Source organism: Desulfobacterales bacterium, from assembly GCA_034003325.1.
Classification (GTDB): domain Bacteria; phylum Desulfobacterota; class Desulfobacteria; order Desulfobacterales; family JAFDDL01; genus JAVEYW01.
In genome coordinates, this window is the sequence record JAVEYW010000007.1 from 77,989 (window position 1) to 96,020 (window position 18,032).

At 53.9% G+C, this 18,032-nt stretch carries 17 protein-coding genes; 7 read left to right on the forward strand and 10 right to left on the reverse strand.

All coding sequences use genetic code 11. The features are described from left to right. Window positions 1–178 precede the first annotated feature (178 nt). The 3 genes from RBT11_09285 to cbiM are packed head-to-tail and all read right to left on the reverse strand — an operon-like array spanning window position 179 to window position 3,528. Entirely contained in the window at window positions 179–1,978 is a 1,800-nt protein-coding gene (locus RBT11_09285; protein ID MDX9786957.1) for an energy-coupling factor transporter ATPase, read from the reverse strand. Between the two features lie 7 nt (window positions 1,979–1,985). Further along, window positions 1,986–2,906, reverse strand: coding sequence for a cobalt ECF transporter T component CbiQ (gene cbiQ, locus RBT11_09290; GenBank protein ID MDX9786958.1), 921 nt, complete (start codon window positions 2,904–2,906; stop codon window positions 1,986–1,988). Beyond that, a complete protein-coding gene (gene cbiM, locus RBT11_09295) occupies window positions 2,899–3,528 on the reverse strand; it encodes a cobalt transporter CbiM (protein ID MDX9786959.1) in 630 nt (209 codons plus the stop codon). Before cbiM ends, cbiQ begins: the two co-directional genes overlap by 8 nt. Before the next feature lie 316 nt (window positions 3,529–3,844). On the opposite strand from cbiM, the gene RBT11_09300 reads away from it, so the two are divergent. The 4 genes from RBT11_09300 (at window position 3,845) to RBT11_09315 (ending at window position 7,342) form a co-directional block, all read left to right on the forward strand. Continuing rightward, a complete protein-coding gene (locus tag RBT11_09300) occupies window positions 3,845–4,477 on the forward strand; it encodes a class II aldolase/adducin family protein (protein MDX9786960.1) in 633 nt (210 codons plus the stop codon). A gap of 28 nt (window positions 4,478–4,505) precedes the next feature. Further along, on the forward strand, window positions 4,506–4,691 hold the full coding sequence (locus tag RBT11_09305; protein MDX9786961.1) for a hypothetical protein: 186 nt from the start codon (window positions 4,506–4,508) through the stop codon (window positions 4,689–4,691). A gap of 46 nt (window positions 4,692–4,737) precedes the next feature. Continuing rightward, window positions 4,738–5,889, forward strand: coding sequence for an S-methyl-5-thioribose-1-phosphate isomerase (gene mtnA / locus RBT11_09310; GenBank protein ID MDX9786962.1), 1,152 nt, complete (start codon window positions 4,738–4,740; stop codon window positions 5,887–5,889). Window positions 5,890–6,004: 115 nt separating this feature from the next. Next, the gene (locus tag RBT11_09315) at window positions 6,005–7,342 is read left to right on the forward strand and encodes a radical SAM protein (protein ID MDX9786963.1); all 1,338 of its coding nucleotides are present in this window, start codon (window positions 6,005–6,007) and stop codon (window positions 7,340–7,342) included. Between the two features lie 115 nt (window positions 7,343–7,457). Here RBT11_09315 and RBT11_09320 read toward each other — a convergent pair whose 3' ends face one another. Together RBT11_09320 and RBT11_09325 are read right to left on the reverse strand one after the other, a co-directional pair. After that, window positions 7,458–7,799, reverse strand: coding sequence for a DUF86 domain-containing protein (locus tag RBT11_09320; protein ID MDX9786964.1), 342 nt, complete (start codon window positions 7,797–7,799; stop codon window positions 7,458–7,460). Further along, window positions 7,780–8,097, reverse strand: a complete 318-nt coding sequence (locus RBT11_09325) for a nucleotidyltransferase family protein (protein ID MDX9786965.1) — start codon at window positions 8,095–8,097, stop codon at window positions 7,780–7,782. Before RBT11_09325 ends, RBT11_09320 begins: the two co-directional genes overlap by 20 nt. Window positions 8,098–8,387: 290 nt before the next feature. Here RBT11_09325 and rplM point away from each other — a divergent pair, with 290 nt between their 5' ends. Both rplM and rpsI read left to right on the forward strand, forming a co-directional pair. Further along, the gene (gene rplM / locus RBT11_09330) at window positions 8,388–8,822 is read left to right on the forward strand and encodes a 50S ribosomal protein L13 (GenBank protein MDX9786966.1); all 435 of its coding nucleotides are present in this window, start codon (window positions 8,388–8,390) and stop codon (window positions 8,820–8,822) included. Window positions 8,823–8,864: 42 nt separating this feature from the next. Then, window positions 8,865–9,257: a 30S ribosomal protein S9 gene (rpsI, locus tag RBT11_09335; protein ID MDX9786967.1), complete on the forward strand. Its 393-nt coding sequence runs from the start codon at window positions 8,865–8,867 to the stop codon at window positions 9,255–9,257. 64 nt (window positions 9,258–9,321) lie between these two features. On the opposite strand, the gene RBT11_09340 is transcribed toward rpsI, so the two are convergent. The 4 genes from RBT11_09340 to RBT11_09355 all read right to left on the reverse strand — a co-directional run bounded on the left by RBT11_09340 (window position 9,322) and on the right by RBT11_09355 (window position 14,509). Further along, a complete protein-coding gene (locus tag RBT11_09340; GenBank protein ID MDX9786968.1) occupies window positions 9,322–9,687 on the reverse strand; it encodes a response regulator in 366 nt (121 codons plus the stop codon). Between the two features lie 124 nt (window positions 9,688–9,811). Then, a complete protein-coding gene (locus RBT11_09345) occupies window positions 9,812–11,959 on the reverse strand; it encodes a PAS domain S-box protein (protein ID MDX9786969.1) in 2,148 nt (715 codons plus the stop codon). A 27-nt stretch (window positions 11,960–11,986) separates the two neighbouring features. After that, window positions 11,987–13,492, reverse strand: a complete 1,506-nt coding sequence (locus tag RBT11_09350; protein MDX9786970.1) for a nickel-dependent hydrogenase large subunit — start codon at window positions 13,490–13,492, stop codon at window positions 11,987–11,989. A 78-nt stretch (window positions 13,493–13,570) separates the two neighbouring features. After that, a complete protein-coding gene (locus RBT11_09355; GenBank protein MDX9786971.1) occupies window positions 13,571–14,509 on the reverse strand; it encodes an NADH:ubiquinone oxidoreductase in 939 nt (312 codons plus the stop codon). 312 nt (window positions 14,510–14,821) lie between these two features. Here RBT11_09355 and serC point away from each other — a divergent pair, with 312 nt between their 5' ends. Then, a complete protein-coding gene (serC, locus tag RBT11_09360) occupies window positions 14,822–15,910 on the forward strand; it encodes a 3-phosphoserine/phosphohydroxythreonine transaminase (GenBank protein ID MDX9786972.1) in 1,089 nt (362 codons plus the stop codon). Window positions 15,911–16,106: 196 nt separating this feature from the next. Here serC and ilvD read toward each other — a convergent pair whose 3' ends face one another. Next, the gene (ilvD, locus tag RBT11_09365; protein ID MDX9786973.1) at window positions 16,107–17,867 is read right to left on the reverse strand and encodes a dihydroxy-acid dehydratase; all 1,761 of its coding nucleotides are present in this window, start codon (window positions 17,865–17,867) and stop codon (window positions 16,107–16,109) included. Window positions 17,868–18,032 lie beyond the last annotated feature (165 nt).

Sequence of the window (18,032 nt, forward strand, 5' to 3'; positions counted from 1 at the left end):
TATGGACACCGATTTTTTTGATCTACCGTTTAGGTAATGCGCATTTTCGATTGACCATCAGCATGGTAGGGGCGAACCTGTGTGTTCGCCCTTCGTAATCAGGGCGAACACACAGGTTCGCCCTTACGGGGTTGCGGGCAATAATCAGCATTAGGGATATCGGCATTTTCCGATTCCCTTATTCATGATCATGATCATGGGATTCCTGCTCATGGCCGCTATGGTCATGAAGATGATAGCGGCGCGGCAAATGGCCGAGATCTTCTTCTCCCTGCGTATGCTGATGCACGAACCGATGCGCATGATCATGAAGATGTTCGTGAGGATGCCGGTGTAGCGTATCGCCATGCCGGTGCTCATGAATATGCAAGTGCGCGTGCGGATGGGCGTGCGCGTGTTCGTGCTGCAGGGCCTGAATCGCCGCGCCGGCGTGTTGGCGATAGCCAAGGGCCATTCCGTTAAGATTGCCCATGGGCTTATCCTGCATGAAATCCCGTGTCGTTAGATCCCGAATGATCGCCCCCTGGTGCATGACAATCGTGCGGCGGGTCAACTCTTGCACAAAAAACAGGTCGTGGCAGACCAGCAATAAGGTCGCATTCAGATTCCGCAAAATTTCCAGCAACAATTCCTCTCCCCGAGGGTCCAGACCGGCCGTCGGCTCATCGAGAATCAGCAGCTTCGGTTCCATGGCCAATACGCAAGCCAGGGCCAGGCGCTTGCGCTCTCCACCGGAAAGATGAAGGGGCACCCGGTCCTCGAATCCGGAAAGCCGGACCTGTGCCAGGGCCAGGCGGACTCTATTTTGGGTTTCTTCCACCGAATAGCCGAGGTTCTTAGGCCCAAAGGCCACCTCCTCTTCCACGCTCGGGCTGAAGAGCTGGTCCGCGCAATCCTGAAACACCATGCCGACCCGGCGCCACAACAGGTTGCGCCGGCGTTGCGTTACCGGCAAGCCCTCAAAGAAAAACCCGCCCTGCCCTTTTTTAAGGCCGAGCAGGCAGGAGAGCAAGGTGCTCTTGCCGGCGCCGTTTTCACCCACAATCGCGATTTTTTCGCCCTCATAAATGTTCAGATGAACCCCCTGAAGGGCGCGGGTGCCATCCGAATAACGGTAATGAAAATTCACCAGGGAAACCAGGGCGGCCCCTTTCGGGGCATCCGGGGCAGTGGTTGCAGCAGCATCAGCGCAAGGGGGCAGCTCCGGCACTTCCGCCAGTCGAAATGAGAAATCAAGACCGTGATCCCGCAATGATCCGCGATGGGATACCAGCTCGCGCATGGTGATGTCATGGTGAACCCGGCCCCGGTCCAGAACCACGGCACGAAAGCAAAGCTCGTAAAGAAACAGCAAATCATGACTGATACAAATCAGGGTTCCCGGAAAGTTCCTGAAAAGAGAAAGGAAAATTTCCTCCTGCCGCGGGTCGAGATTGGCGGTGGGTTCATCCAGTATCAACACTTCCGGCGTCATGGCCAACAGGCCGGCAAGCGCCGCCCGTTTTTTCTGCCCGAAACTAAGGTTGTGCGGCGCCTTGTAGGCCGTTTCCACCAGCCCGACGAGTTCCAGGGACTGCCGGGCAGCTTGCGCCGCCGCAGTGATACTCAGTCCCTGGCTGCGCGGGCCGAAAGCCGCATCATCCACCAGGGTGTGGCCGAACAATTGGTCGTCTGGATCTTGAAACAGCAACCCGATTTCCAACCGGGAACGATTTAAATGCGCGCCGGTCAACGGTTGCCCCTTGTACTGCACCCTCCCTGCCGACGGCGGCAGCAGTCCGCAAAGGAGTTTGGCAAGCGTGGTCTTTCCCGAACCATTGTGCCCCACCAGGGCAATGCGTTCGTTTTTCAACACCCGCACATTCACATTTGAAAGGGCCTCGATACCGTTCCCATAACGATAGCAAAGCCTGTCTATGCGGAACAACTCGGTTTCAGTTCCCGATTTCTGAAGCGAAGCGCTAAGTTCTTCCGTCATGACCACATCACCCTATCATCCGGTCGCAAAGCACAAGACCCGCGCCGATGGCCAGCCAGCCCGCTGCCAGAAGCAGATCTTTTTTTTGCATAGATAGCTGAACCGGTTCCGGAAACCGGCCCGTATAGCCCCTAGCCCGCATGGCGTCGAATACCCGTTCGGTCCGCTCATAGCTTCGCACCAGCAACATCCCCAGAAAATTGGCCACAGCGCGAAGGGTCGCGGCATCGGTGCGCTTGCGAAACCCGCGCACCTGCATGCCCGTGGTCATGCGCCCGGCCTCATGCCGGAAAACGTGCACGTACCGATGGCTGAGCAATACCATCTGGCCGAACATATCCGGAACGCCCAATTCTGAAAGGCCATACAGGGTGACCGGCAAGGGAGCGGTGCTCAACAGGGGTTCCATGAGCAGCGTGATCGCCACCCCCTTGGCGGCGATGGTCGCTGCCAGTTCCAGCCCCCTTAAGTTGAATTCGGGCCATGCCCAGCCATGAACCATCAGGACCGTGTCCCCGGCGTGCACAGGGGCGGAAAGAGGAATCACCAGAAGCAGCATTCCCATAAATCCCGTGACAGCCAAAAACCGCAGAAGGACGCGCGTTATCTCGGATCGGGCCAGCCAAACGGCGGCCAATGAAATAACGACCGCCGCCAACGCCGAAGGCAGCTGTCGCAGGCAGGCGATCAGAAAACAGAGGATCAGCATCGTCACAAGTTTGGCACGTACATCCCATTTGTGAAACGGGGAGTGACCGGGCTCATCCGAGAGTGACGGCACCGACCAGTCCGGATCCTCATTCGACGCATCCTGACGACGCACCCACCCGCGCAAAAAGACAACAGCGACCGCAAACACTGCGACGGGAATCAGCAGCAAGGCCAGAAACTGCCAGAGCGGCAGTTGTATCAATACCGAATCAGTCATCGGTGGTTCCGGTTGAGCCTACAAAAGCCGGTTGCAGCAATTCAGGCTTAACCCGCGCCAGAAATCCAACGGTAAAAGCGGTCACCATCCCTTCGATCAGAAAAACCGGCACATGGGCCGCCAGGGCGATCTTGGCCACGCCGAAAAAATCTTCCCCGCCTGAAGCCAGGAGCAAGGCCAAAATTACGGCAGCCAATACTGTGCCCAAAACACCGGCCGCACCGCCGACAATCATCTGGCGCTTTCGGGTTCGGCCCTTAAAGACCTGAAAGAACCAGCCGCACAGCAGGGCGGGAAGCCCCATCATCAGCGTGTTGGCGCCCAGGGCCGTAATGCCGCCGAACTGAAAAAGAAGGCTCTGCAGCAGCAAGCCAAGCCCGATGGAAACAAAGGCCGAAGGCCCCAGCATGGCGCCCACCAGCCCGGGAATAAGCAGGTGCACACTCGTCGGGCCAAAGGGGATGTGAATGAGCGATGCCACGAAAAAGGCCGCCGTTACCACGGCCACCTTGGGCAGATCCTCACTCCTCGTGCGGCGCGCGCTGATGGCCACAATTGCAGCGGACACCACGTACCCACCCACGGTGACGGACATCGGCAAAACGCCGTCTGAAATGTGCATGCGTTACTCCTTAATCGCGAGCCGCCGCACAGGCGGTCCACAAAAACAAAAAAAGCCGGGAATATTTCACCGGATTCATCCGGTTAAACCTTCCAGGCTCAATTGGCAATGGTGACTGTCGAAACCCTTAGCAATTTCTTATTGCTCATTGGTCACGATCTCTAACCGAAAGGGAACGGGTTGTCAATCAAGAATGCTACATCAAGAATGCTACAGCACGGACACGGCGCCGACGCATTTTTCTATAAAAGCCGTTGAAAAAATAGTCATAAGGTTTTAGCATGATGCCATCTTTTTCACATACCGACTGGATATCATGGAACTAAACAAGCTTAAAAACGAGGTCGCCTATTTTATGCGGCGGCTTTACGCGCAGCGGTTAACCACCACGCTCGGGGGCAATATCAGCCTGAAAATTTCACCGGACAACATTCTGATCACCCCATCGGGCATAGACAAGGGAACCATCACCGGAGAACAGATTGGAGAGTTGCGGATAGACGGCACCAACCTCACCCCGGCGCTGAAACCGAGCATGGAAACCCCGATGCACCTGGCCATTTACGCCGCGCGGCCGGATGTCAAAACGGTCCTTCACGCCCATCCGGTAACCGCTTCGACCTTTGCCGCATCCAACCGGAAAATAAATTGCAGGCTCATCGCTGAATCCCGGTTGTTTCTTGGGGAAGTCTTCACAGCGCCTTACGCCTGCATGGGCACCGCGGATCTGGCCGAGAGTGCGGTGAACGCGCTATCGGCTGGAAACAACGCGATTCTGATGGCCAACCATGGCGCGCTGACCGTCGGAGAAAGCCTGCTTCAAGCCTTTGACCGAATGGAAGTGCTCGAATCAGCAGCTAAAATAACCTTGATGGCCTCGCTTCTGGGAAATGAAAACGAATTAAATGAGATGCAACTCAAGCAAATTGACTGCCTGCTGACTTCATGAGATGCTACCGGTTACGGATCACGCCGCCATGTCCATTCGCTTAATCGCGCTTGAAATCTACCGCCTGATGCGCGAAGCGGATAAACTTTCCGCGCAGATTGAACAGGCGCCACTGATGGCACGAGCCCGGCTGGAGGAGCGGTTGCGGGTGGTCCAGGCCGAGTTGAACGCCATGCGCCGGGCCTTGGCGGGTGCGATTGAAAAAAAAGACTGAAGCAACCGGCGCTTCGCCGGCGGCCGAAACGAAAGGATACCAACGGATGCTTGTGGACGAAAAACAGATGCGCCCCATTTGGCTCGATAACGCCACCGACACCGTCAAGGTCATTGATCAGCGACAACTTCCCCATGAACTGGTCATTCTGGAACTTCACACCGTGGAGAATGTCATCACCGCCATCAAGGAAATGGTGGTGCGGGGCGCGCCGTTGATCGGCGTTACCGCCGCCTACGGCGTGTTCATCGCCGCCAAAAACATACCGGACGGACGGGAATTTTCGCAACGCCTGACCGAGGCGTGCCGGCGCATTCGAGATGCCCGCCCCACGGCCGTTAATCTCGCCTGGGCTGTTGACCGAATGCGCCGGGCCGTAACAAGCGCCCGCTGGCAACGCGAATGCATCGACATCGCCCGCGCGGAAGCAGGTCTTCTCGCCGAGGAAGAAGCCGTCAATTGCAAAGAGATCGGCGCCCACGGCCTGAAGTTGGTTGCCGAGGCCCGCGCGAAAAAAGGCGGGGGCACGGTCAACATTCTGACCCATTGCAACGCGGGCTGGCTGGCCTGTGTGGAATACGGCACCGCCACCGCGCCGATTTACGCGGCTGCGCAAGCCGGCATCGATGTGCACGTATGGGTGGACGAGACACGCCCCTTAAATCAAGGCGCACGGCTCACCGCCTGGGAACTCGGCAAATGCGGCATCGCCCACACGGTCATCACGGATAACGCGGGCGGCCATCTCATGCAACACGGCATGGTGGACATGGTGATCGTCGGCACGGACCGGACCACCTACACCGGAGATGTGGCCAACAAGATCGGCACCTATCTAAAAGCCCTGGCCGCCAAAGATAATCATATTCCCTTTTATGTGGCGCTGCCGTCCAGCACCTTTGACTGGCAAATTTCGGACGGAATTCATGATATTCCCATTGAAGCGCGCAACCCGGATGAAGTCAGATACGTCACCGGTTTCCATAACGGCGAAACAACATCGGTGCTTATTCCGCCGGCAACCAGTCCGGCCGCCAATTACGCCTTTGACGTGACGCCGGCCCGACTGGTAACGGCCTTTATCACGGAAAAGGGCATTTGCAAGGCCACCCCGGAGAGTATCGGGCGCCTGTTTCCCGGCAAGATCGGCGCACCCGCCGGTAAACCGCTTCATGACGATAAACTGGACACGATATAACCTAACCCGGCAAAGCCGGAAGCTGGGCGGTTGGGCGGCTGGGATGCTGGGATGCTAACAACCTTCTCCAATGATACACGCTTTTTCGTGCATGTTTCTGATAAAGGGTCTACTCGTGAAACCGCCGCCGCATATTTTGCTCGTCAATCCGTGGATTCATGATTTTGCCGCTTATGATGTCTGGGCAAAGCCTTATGGATTGCTGCTGCTGGCCGCTATGTTAAGGGCCCATGGCGCGAAGGTCAGTTATATCGATTGTCTGGACCGGTTCCATCCCAAGGCGGCGCCGGCAAATCCCGATGCCCGGGGCGGCCGCGGCCCTTACCGGAAAACCCCGCTGCCGGCACCACCCGGCCTCCTCGACATTCGCCGCCAATACTCCCGGTACGGCATCGATCCTTCCTGGTTTAAAGCCGATCTGCGGGCGATCGCGCCGCCGAATCTGGTTCTGGTCACCTCGCTGATGACCTATTGGTACCCCGGTGTTCAAGAAACCATCTCGCTCATAAAACAAATTTTTCCGAAAACACCCGTTGTTCTGGGCGGCATTTATGCCACCCTTTGCCCGGATCACGCGCGCGCGCACAGCGGTGCGGATAAGGTCGCAGCCGGTGCGACGGAAAAGAACCTTCTCGACATCGTCTTCGAATTTACGGGCTGGCGGGCAACCGCCAATTTCAACCTTGAAGATCTTGACGCCTATCCCCATCCCGCGTTCGACCTGCAACATCACATCAACTACATTCCGCTACTGACGTCCAGAGGCTGCCCGTTTGACTGCGCCTATTGCGCTTCGAAAATGCTTTATACCGGATACGACACGCGCAGCCCGGATTCGGTGGCACGCGAAATCGATTATTGGCACACGCGTTTCGGCGTGAAAAACTTCGCTTTTTACGATGATGCGCTGCTGGTCAATGCCGAAAAGCATGCGATCCCGCTGTTCGAAAAGATCATCGCGCTGGGGCATCCCTTAAGTTTTCACACCCCCAATGCCGTTCACATCCGCGGCATCACCTCGAAAATCGCGCACCTTATGGCGTACGCCGGTTTTAAAACCATTCGGCTGGGCCTTGAAACCTACCGGGATGCCACCCGGGAAAATCTGGATCATAAAACAAGTGCGACCGAGTTTCACCAAGCGGTTTACCACCTGATGGAAGCCGGATTTTCAAAAGAACAGGTGGGCGCTTATCTCCTGGTCGGACTTCCGGACCAGGATACGGCCGAGATTGAAGCCTCCATTCAAATGGTTCACAAAACCGGCATATCTCCTATTCCAGCCCATTACACACCCATTCCGCATACCCGCCTATGGCCCCGAGCGGTGGCAAGCTCTCGCTACGACCTCGCGGCAGACCCCATCTTTTGTAATAATGCGATCTTTCCATGCAGCAAGAAACCGTTCTCATGGAATGAATTATCGAAACTCAAACACCTGGCAGCCGATTGAATTGAATCTCGGGCGTCGGTTCTCATCACCGGCACGCTGCGACTTTTATTCAGGGGTCCGGTTTTTGAGTCCGGTGCCAACATGAACATTGCGGCTTGTCCGCAGGATGTTTGGATTATTCTGTTGCGTCAAGCAGTGTCTTGATTTTCGGGCGAAGATCTGGGAGCTTGGTTGTCACAACATCCCAGACTATGGTGTAATCAACCCCAAAATAATCGTGGATAAGCCTATCTCGCATCCCTGTGACCTTGCGCCACTCGATATCCGGTTGCATCGCCTTAACATCTTCCGGTATTTTTTTCGAAGCTTCACCGATTATCTCAAGACTTCGAACGAAGGCCCTCTTTAACGTTGGATTCCTAACAAATGTGTCATAATCCATATTCGATATCTGGGTTAGGAGATAGTCGATTTCGTCCAGAATGTGATGTATATATTCATGCGGCGATAGGGACACGTTCAACCTCCCTTAAAATATATGGCCCAATGTGTGGGCTAAGGGCCTCTGGTGTAATCAACTCGACGCTGCGCCCCAGGACTTGTTCCAGCAGAAACGCGATTTCCATAAAATTGTCGAAGGTGTGCTGTTCAGGAATGAATTCCACAAGAATATCTACATCACTCGTGGGCGTCTGTTCACCCCGGACAAATGACCCGAATAATCCAATATTTTTAACACCATAAAATGCAAGTTGCTCTTTTACGCCTAAAATACGCTGGAATATTTGCTCTTTGGTGCTGGTTTTTTTGATCATTTGATGTCCTCCGCCAATCGTTTATCGAAATTATCATAAATTAAAATTCAATTCGATACAAATTGGATCTTGTCGAAAATAAATGTGCATGGCCAACATGAGCATTGCGGCTTTTCCTCAGGATGTTTTTGTTGGGTATTTATCTCCTTAAGCCTGATTGCCAAAGGGCGCGAAAAAGCAGTCCGCACAAAGCCCTGCAAATTTTGTCTGCAAATTTTGTCTTGACAGGGTGGGCATTATCATTTAATAGAGTCGGATTCTTACAAAGAGGATAAAGAGGAGCGAGCCTTGTGAAAAAATATACGTATAGTGCAAAAGATTCCGATAATCAGGGCAAATGGCTGGTCGTCGACGCAAAAGACGCCGTGCTCGGCCGTTTGGCAACTGCCATAGCCTCCCGTTTGAGAGGCAAGCATAATCCCATGTACACCCCCCACGCCGATACCGGTGACAGCGTCATCGTTGTCAACGCGGAAAAAATCGTTATGACCGGTCGAAAACTTGAACAAAAAAATTATTACCGGCACAGCGGATATATGGGCGGATTAAAAACCATAACAGCCAAAAAATTAATTGAAAAAAGACCGGAAGATGTGATTCGGTTCGCTGTGAAAGGGATGTTGCCGAAAAACAAATTAGGGCGACGGCTGTATAAAAAATTGCATGTTTATGCCGGTGAGAACCATCCGCATACCGCGCAACAGCCCGAAGCGGTAACCATTTAATTCATCCGAATCAACTTAATTTGATAAAAACTGGGGTTAGTTATGACGCAAGAAAATTATTATGCCACCGGAAGACGAAAAAGCGCTACCGCCAAAACATGGATAAAAGCCGGGTCCGGTCAGATTATCGTAAATGGCCGGAATATAGATGACTATTTCACATTTGAAACGGCCAAAACCATTACGTTACAACCGCTCGTGCTTACCAATAATCGAGATTCAATTGATGTGCGGGTCAGCGTGACCGGCGGCGGCATCACCGGACAAGCCGGTGCCATTCGCCACGGTATCACCCGTGCGCTGATGGTAATGGACCCGGATCTTCGCCCGGCCCTTAAAAAAGCCGGTTTTGTCACACGGGACCCCAGAGCCAAAGAGCGAAAAAAATACGGACAAAAAGGCGCCCGCGCCCGGTTCCAGTTCTCCAAACGTTAAACCCTTGTTTCATCCTTCGCATCATTCAAAAGGGACTGAGGACTTCCTCCTCTTTCCCTTTTTTTTAACCTGCGCGGGCAAGAATTTCCTTAATGGCTTTATCCAGCGCATCCGTGTCCAGCGGTTTGTTGAAGAAATAGCTGGCCTTAAGATCACGGGCTTGACGGGCCAAATCCTTATCCCCATGGCCGGTTACCACAATCACCTCCGCGGCCGGCGCCAGGTCTTTAATTTGCCGTAAAACGGCAAACCCATCTTTCCCGGGCATTTTGATATCGGTCAACACGATGGGCGGTTGCTCCCGCCTGAAAATTTCCAGGCCGCTTTTTTCGCTCTCCGCCGTTAACACCTCGTATCCGCAGGCGGTTAAAAACAAACTGAGCATCTGCAGAGTGGGTCGCTCATCATCGATAATCAGTATTTTGGTCATTATGGTGCTTCTTTCTAAGCTGATAGCTGATAGTTGATAGCTGATAGCTGATAGTTGATAGCTGATAGCTGATAGCTGATAGCTGATAGTTGATAGCTGATAGTTGATAGCTAAAGGTTAATGGCTAACCGCTCCTTGCAAACCTGAGTTCAAAGCGCGTTCCCTTACCGACCTTGCTGTTAACGATAATGGTTCCGCCGTAACTGCGCACAATACCATAAGTGATGGCAAGGCCAAGCCCCATGCCCTTTCCCACCTCCTTGGTGGTAAAAAAGGGTTCAAAAATTTTCTCCACCGCCTCATCGGGAATGCCAACACCGGTATCTTCGACGGCACAGAACACATCCTCGCCATCGGTATAGGTCTGCACCATGATCTTCCGGTCTTTGCTGCTCTCGCTGCTGTTGCCCGGCAATTGCTCAATGGCATCGCGGGCATTGCTGACCAGGTTGAACACCACCTGTTCCATGCGGTTATGATTGGCCAATATCGTCGGCAACGCAACATCGAGATCATAAACGACACGGATATTATTTAAAATGAGCTGCTGCCCAATAATCTGCATCACATTGGTAATAACGGTATTGAGGTTCACCGGCTCCTTTTTGAAATCCGGCCGTCTGCCGAATTCGCGCAACCGGTTGATGATGTCGGAGGCTCGCTGCACCTGGGACGTGACCGCCGAGGCCACCCGGTCCAAGTCCTCGGGACTAACCGTCTTGCCTTGGGCGATCAGGCGCTTGAGATAATCGTTGCCGATTTTAATGGCATTCAGCGGTTGGGTCAGTTCATGGGCGATGCCGGCCGACATTTCACCCAGCGTTTTCATTTTGCTCGACTGAAAGAGTTGCGCATCCCGCTCAATGGCTTCCGTGATGTCGGTAGCCGCCAGAATGATGGCCTGCCGGTCCCCGTATTTAATGGGACAGGCTTTGACCCGTAAATAGAACGGCGTGCCGTCCTTTTTGCGATGGCGTGTTTTTTGCTCGATCAAACAGCCGGTTAACCCGTTTTCTTCCACATCCATGCCCAGGCCTTGCTCCGGAGGAAGTTCAAATTCACCTAACTCACTGAAATAGCGGCCAAGCAACTCGTCCTTTTCGTAGCCGTAAGTCTCGATCGCCGACGGATTGACATCCAGGATTTTTTGCGTGGCGGGATCAAGGACAAAAATAGGGTTGGGGCCGCTATCAAACAAAGAGCGATATTTTTCCTCGGAATCGTGCAGGGCGGCCTCCGCGGCCTTTCGCTCGGTGATATCGAGAAAAGCACCGCTGATAAAGTCGATGTTTCCGCTGGCATCGCAAACAATCTGGCTGCTGGCCTGAATCCATAGGGAATCACCATCTTTTTTCCGAATACGATATTCTCGAATGTACTGGCGGTCACCCTTGAGGGCCTTAACGAATTTTGATTTTGCAATCTCCCGATCTTCGGCAAGAATCAAATCCGGCCATTTGAGCTTTCGGGATAGAAAGTCTTCTTTGCTGTAACCCGTCATCGCTTCGATCTTATTATCAAAAAAGTCTATCGATCCATCCACATAGGATTTAAACACGATATTGGGAATGTTGTTCAGCAATAACCGGTAATTCCGCTCACTTTCCTTCAGGGCCTGTTCGGACCGCCGTTTGTCCGTGATGTCGGAGGCAATGCATAAAACGCCGTTCAAAACCCCGTCCGTGTCCCGTAACGGGTTGATGGACAGCGTCACCGGGAAGGTGTGGCCGTCTTTATGCACATAGGTCCATTCAAGCTGCTCGTGCCACCCCAGCTTGGCATATAAGAAAAAGACGTCCATTCCCTGCATCGCTTCTTGAAATTCGGCAATCAGTGCTTCAGCACGCGCCTCAATTTCATTGGGCAGATGAAAAATAAGCGGGGTTTGAAGGCCAATCACCTCCCGTGCCTTGTAACCGAGCAGGTTTTCCGCCCCCCGGTTAAAAACGATAATCGTGCCGGTTCGGTCCGTGGCGAGAATGGCGATATTGGCGGCGGAATCGAGCACGGCCTTTCGCTGAGCGTTGGCCACCTGAAAGCGCGCCAGTATGCGTTCGGTTTCTTCAAACTGCTTGACCACCAAGCTGGCGGTGATTTCGGCCGACTCGCGGGAGGTGCGTATTTCTTCTTTAAAAATCTCGTTTTCCACGATCAGGTGCTGCAATGGGCAATGCGCGGCATCAAACAGGAGGCAGCAGCTTTCGGGCCAATGGCGCCCGGGGTAAATGGAAGGGCGCTTTTGCGTCTCCGATAATGAGGATAGCGTTATCATCGCATCGACACCTTTGGGACTTTTTCTTTATCTTAAATCGACGGCATGCACCGTGCACACCAGGCACGGATCAAAGGAACGCACGATTTGTTCGACCGCCACCGGGTCGTCCGGATCATGAACCCGGGTGCCGATAATCGCCTGCTCGCAGGGCCCATGCACGCCTTTGGCGTCCATGGGGGATGCATTCCAGGCCGTGGGCGTAATCACCTGGTAGTTGGCAACCTTTCCGTCCTCAATCCTTACCCAATGCCCCAAAATGCCGCGGGAGGCCAGCACCAGGCCGTATCCCTTTGCGGCATCACTGACCGGATAATCCTGGAAAAAAGTGGAGCTGCAATCGGCCATTTCTCTCAACCACTGTTCAATGGCGGGTAACAAGAGGGCCGGCCGCACCAACCGGGCAAACTCCCGCAGAAACACACTGGCCCCTATCGTGCGATTCAATTCAACAAAAAGAGGCATGCCGGCCACCAGCAAGTCGGCCAGCGGGCCGGTTTCCGCCGGTTTCCCGTTGTATCGGGGGGCTTTTGCCCAGGAGTATTTGCGGCCGCCGGCATCGTCCAGATCGGGCATGGTTCGGCCTTCGAACGGATGGCTGGTGGTACCGTGGTAAAACGCGCAGGAAATATCTTCGGCAATGTGCTGTTGATCAAAGGGCGATAGGCCATCCGAAGAAAAGAGCCCGGACGGCAAAAACGAATTGCCGCCGCCAACCCCTTTTACGTGCGTTTGCGCCGGCAGTTCCGGCCCGCCGCAACTGATAAAGGTCTCGCATCCGCGGCCGAGTTGATCCAGCCCGGCACTTAAGGCGAATTGAATAAAAAAGCCAAGCTCACTTTGTTGATGCAAGGGGGACTCGCCGAGCCAAGCCTCCAGATCCTTTCGGGTGATTACTTCTTGCCAGCGGGCAATGGTGCATCCGAGCACCCGCCGTTCATACCATTTTACAAAATTCCGCAGAATATGGCGACACTGGAAAATATCATTGCTGCTCGGCACGGAAACAACACCGCCGGGCACCATAAAAGAGGAATGGGGCCATTGACCACCCAGAATAGCGATAATTTCGATTATTTTTTTTGTTTCCTGAACAATCTGAATGGTGCTTTCGCCTTTCAACACGCGAAAGCGGTGCAAGGCTTCACCATGCATGGGATGGTCTTTATAAGGAGTTCGGGTGCAATCCGGCATGAACAATAAAAAAAAATGCCGCAGATCATTTTGAATATGCTCAACCAGTAACGTCACATTGCGCAACCGCTGCGCATTATCCGGCACGCGGACGGAAAAAGCCATATCCAGCGCCTTGGCAGCCGCGTTCAAGTGAGCAGTGGTGCAAATACCGCAGATTCTAGGCGTTATGACAAGACTGTCCAGCGGCGCCCGGCCCGTCATCAGATTTTCAATGCCCCGATACAAGGTGCCGACACTGCGGGCATCCGTGACCCGGTGGTTCTCATCCAGTTCAAAATGAATCTCGATGTCGCCTTCCACCCGGTTCAACGGGAGTATCTTCTTTATAATTGTCATGGGGTTTCATTCACTCCGAGTGGTTATTCCTCGCGTTTGACGGCAAGAACGCAACGCATTGGGTTGCATGTAAAATGATCAGATACCGGTCTTGCGCTTTATGAGTCTCTTCGGCGCAGCGGCGGCGGCCATTCCCTTATAGGCCATGTAATGGGCCCGGCTGACGCCATCGGGCAACTCAATGGGAATGCCTTCGATATTGCGGGTCTCAAAAAACGGGTACAGGTGGGGAAAATCCGGACTCGTGCACCCAAAGCAGGGAACCCCCACCCGTGTTTTGGACGACCGGCGATTCCACAGGGCCTTGTTGCACGGCCCGGTTACCAGCGGGCCATGGCATCCCATATAAAAAAACAGGCACCCTTTTTCACCGAATTTTTTTTCCTCCACCCGGTATTCATGATACTCGTTACGGGTACACCCCTGATGCACCATGATGCCGTACCAGTCAACGGGCGTATTGTAGTGCCCCAGGGTTAAGGGCGCCTCTTCAGCTATCGCGGAAAGTGTGCCGACCATCACATCGCAATGACAGGGACACCCCGGTAAATTGATAACGGGGTAATCGGCGAATGAACGCCATTGCTGGCCCAAAAGCCCGCCCATTTCCCATTTGGTAAATTGCAGGCCACCCGCCATGGTGGGGCTGTCAATGCCGATACCGCCGAAACTGGCGCAGGTTCCCACCGCGATCACATACCGCGCTTTTTGAGCCAATGCCTTGATGATGTCTTTTTTCGGACCGCCGGGCAACATGTCAAAGCGGCCGGTACCGTTAGGACCGTGAATCACCGCCCCCTCGACGCATAATATATCGAGGCGTTGCTCTCCGGATAAAATTCGCCGGTTGAGATCCTCGACCACCGCGGGCCTAGCCATCCAAAGGGCCTGGTGCCAGAGAATATCAATGCCCAACGATTCGAAGAGTTGAATGATGTCAGGGGTTTCCGCGTTGAAGAGCGACCAGGTATCGCCGCCGCAACTGCCGCCTTGAATCCAATAAAGCGTCTTGGCCATGGCATAAATTCCCCGAGAGTTGATGAGAAATGATTTTGATATTAACCCAACGCGTTTGGCGCTGCAACCATTCATTGTCACCTTCAAGAAACCGTACTCGGAGCTGTTCATCACCGATGGTATCACAAAGGGCAGTGTTTAACCCCGTAAACGTGAACGTACACATGCTCGTGCACGGTTATGGAATGGCTGTTCTCCCAACGGGAAAACAAAATAGAACTTGACTAAATCCCCCCATAATTCATAAGTAATAGCCCTGCAAAAAGCACACGGAACATTCAAAATACAATAGAGTTACCCGGAGGAAACCTTATGACGGAACATCGAATATACAATTTTAACGCCGGACCGGCTGCCTTGCCGGTATCGGTTCTGGAAGAGATTCAAGCATCCTTTTTAAATTTCAAGGGATCGGGCATGTCAATCGTGGAAGTCAGCCATCGCTCCAAATGGTTCGATGACGTCATCAACGACGCCGTGACGCGAATTAAACGCCTGTTATCCCTTTCCGACGATTTTGACGTCCTCTTCCTGCAGGGCGGCGCCAGCACTCAGTTTTTCATGATCCCCATGAATCTCTTGCCGCCGAACCAATCCGCCGATTACGTCAACACCGGCACCTGGGCCACCAAGGCCATCAAAGAGGTCAAAATTCAGGGTAAATCCGTCCGGGTGGCCGCCTCATCGGAAGACCGGAATTTTTGTTATATTCCCAAAAACATTTCGTTCAGTCCGGATGCCGCCTATGTCCATATCACCACCAACAACACCATCAAAGGCACCCAGTGGGCGACCATGCCGAATACGGGCAATGTCCCCCTGGTGGCGGATATGTCTTCGGATATTTTAAGCCGGCCCTTTGATCCCAACCCCTTTGGTCTCATTTATGCCGGTGCGCAAAAAAACATGGGACCCGCCGGGGTCTGTGTCGTCATTATTCGAAAGGACATGCTGGCAAGAGTGCCCGAAAATCTGCCGACCATGCTGAAATACACCACGTTTGCAGCCGACAACTCCATGTACAACACGCCGCCGTGCTTTGCCGTCTATACGGTTCAACTGGTCACCAAGTGGCTTGAAGAGGAAATCGGGGGGTTGGATAAAATGTCCCAGCTGAACGATCGAAAAGCCAATGCCCTCTACGGCTATATGGATGCCACCGAATTTTACAGGGCAACGGCCGATCCGGACAGCCGCTCGAAAATGAATGTCACGTTCCGGCTGCCTACGGAGGAGCTTGAAAAACGGTTTATTGAAGCGGCCGGGAAAAACGGGTTCGGCGGTCTAAAAGGCCATCGGTCGGTCGGCGGATGCCGTGCCTCCATATACAATCCCACGCCCTTAAAGGCCGTTGAAGCGCTCGTTGATTTTATGAAAACGTTTGAAAAAGAAAACGGTTAACCCGTTGAATGCCTCATCAGTAAAAAAGGCCTCCATTTGGAGGCCTTTTTATTTCGGGGGGGCACCCGTTACACACGCTAACACACCTAATCCGGCAAAGCCGGAAGCTGGAAGGCTGGGATGCTGGGAGGCATAAAACCATCTTCCACCTTCAGTGAATATACACGCAAAAGCGTGCATATTTCTGATAGAGGGCCTAAATATCAAAAACTGCACCCTTGTCCGCGGAGGTGACATGGGATAAATACCGCGCCAGCCACCCGTGTTTGACCTTGGGTTCAAAGGGCGGCAACTGGGCCATGCGCCGGGTGAGCGCCACTTCGGGAAGCAGCAGCTCAATCCTTCTGTTTTCGGCATCGATTCGAATGCGATCCCCGGATTGTATGGCCGCAATGGGACCGCCCGCAGCCGCTTCCGGAGAAATATGGCCGATGCAAAGCCCCCGCGTGCCGCCGGAAAACCGGCCGTCCGTAATGAGCGCGGTTTTCAACCCGGCGCCGGTAATGGCGGCCGTGGGCGCAAGCATTTCCTGCATGCCGGGGCCGCCCTTGGGGCCCTCATATCGAATGACCACCACATCCCCATCCTTGACCTTGCCCTCAAGAATTCCGGAAAGCGCCTCTTCCTGGGACTCGTAAAGAACAGCCGGGCCTTCAAATATCATCATGTCCCGTTCCACCCCGGCCAGCTTCACCACGGCACCCTTCGGCGCAATATTGCCGAAGAGCACGGCCAGGCCGCCGTCCTTGGTAAATGCGTCTTTCACGGGCCGGATGATGTCTCCATCCGGCGAACCGGCCGGGCTGACGGCGTCCCCCAGGGTGCCGTAGACCGTTTGGGCCGCAAGCGACACCCCTCCCCCGGCATGAACGGATATTTCCTTTAATATGGTCGGAATACCGCCTGCTTGGTGGACATCCTCCAGGTGCACATCGGGCCGGGAAGGAGAGACCTTGCAAATGCACGGTGTCCGAGCCGACAATTCGTTGATGCGCGCCAGATCATAGGAAACTCCTGCAGCCGAAGCCAGGGCCAGGGTATGGAGCACCGTATTGGTGCTGCCGCCCATGGCCATGTCCGCCATAAAGGCGTTATCGATGGCCGCCTCGGTAATAATGTCCGCGGGCCGAATATCATTTTCAAGGCAATAGTGAATCACGCCGGCGGCGGCCTTGATCAATGCGATGCGTTCCGGATTTAACCGGGTTCGGGTTTTCTCTTCATCAGCCCAGACTTCCGCCGGAATGGTGCCGTTTCCGGGAAGGGCCAGGCCCACGGCCTCAGCCAGGCAATTCATGGAGTTTGCCGTAAACATGCCCGCGCAGGAGCCGCATCCGGGGCAACTGGTCTCGGCGAGGTCATCGAGTTCTTTTTCCGTCATTTTGCCGATAGCCCGCTTGCCGACACCTTCGTATACGGTGATAAAATCCCCCCCGGCCTTGCTGGCCAGCATGGGACCGCCGGAAACATAGACGGCCGGAAGGTTCAACCGAGCCATGGCGTTCAGCATGCCGGGGCCGATCTTGTCACAATTGCCGACTCCGATCCAGGCGTCACACGGGTGCGCCGTAATCACCGATTCGATCTGGTCCGTGATGAGTTCCCTGGAAGGCAGGGAGTATTTCATCCCGAAATGCCCCATTGCGATTCCATCACAGATGGCTGAGCCGATATGGGCATACCACACGTTAAACCCCAGTTGTTCCAATTCCCGGCACAGAATATCGCCCAGAACATTCAAATGGGCATGCCCGGGAATGTGGGTGGTATAAGAATTGATCACGGTAACAAACCGTTTTTGAAAATCCCCCAGACGCCCGATCACACCAGCGGCCTTCATCAGCGCGGCCGGGGGATGCTTTGTCTTTCCCTCCGTAATGATTCGGCTTCCTTTTTTCCTTAATGCGTCAATCCCCTCATTAATATACGGGCCGGTTTTTCGGTTTTTCATGTTCATAAAAACTCCTTTTTTCGGCCTTTCCCGGGAAAGTGCCCCGTAAGACCTATTCGTTAAAACAGATGTCTTTCTTTACGCCCCTGGCCCCGATGAAATCAAGTCCGTAATGAAGTACCGCGCTTGCGAAAAGCCTGACAATGGGATATCTGAAGAGCACGCTGCAAG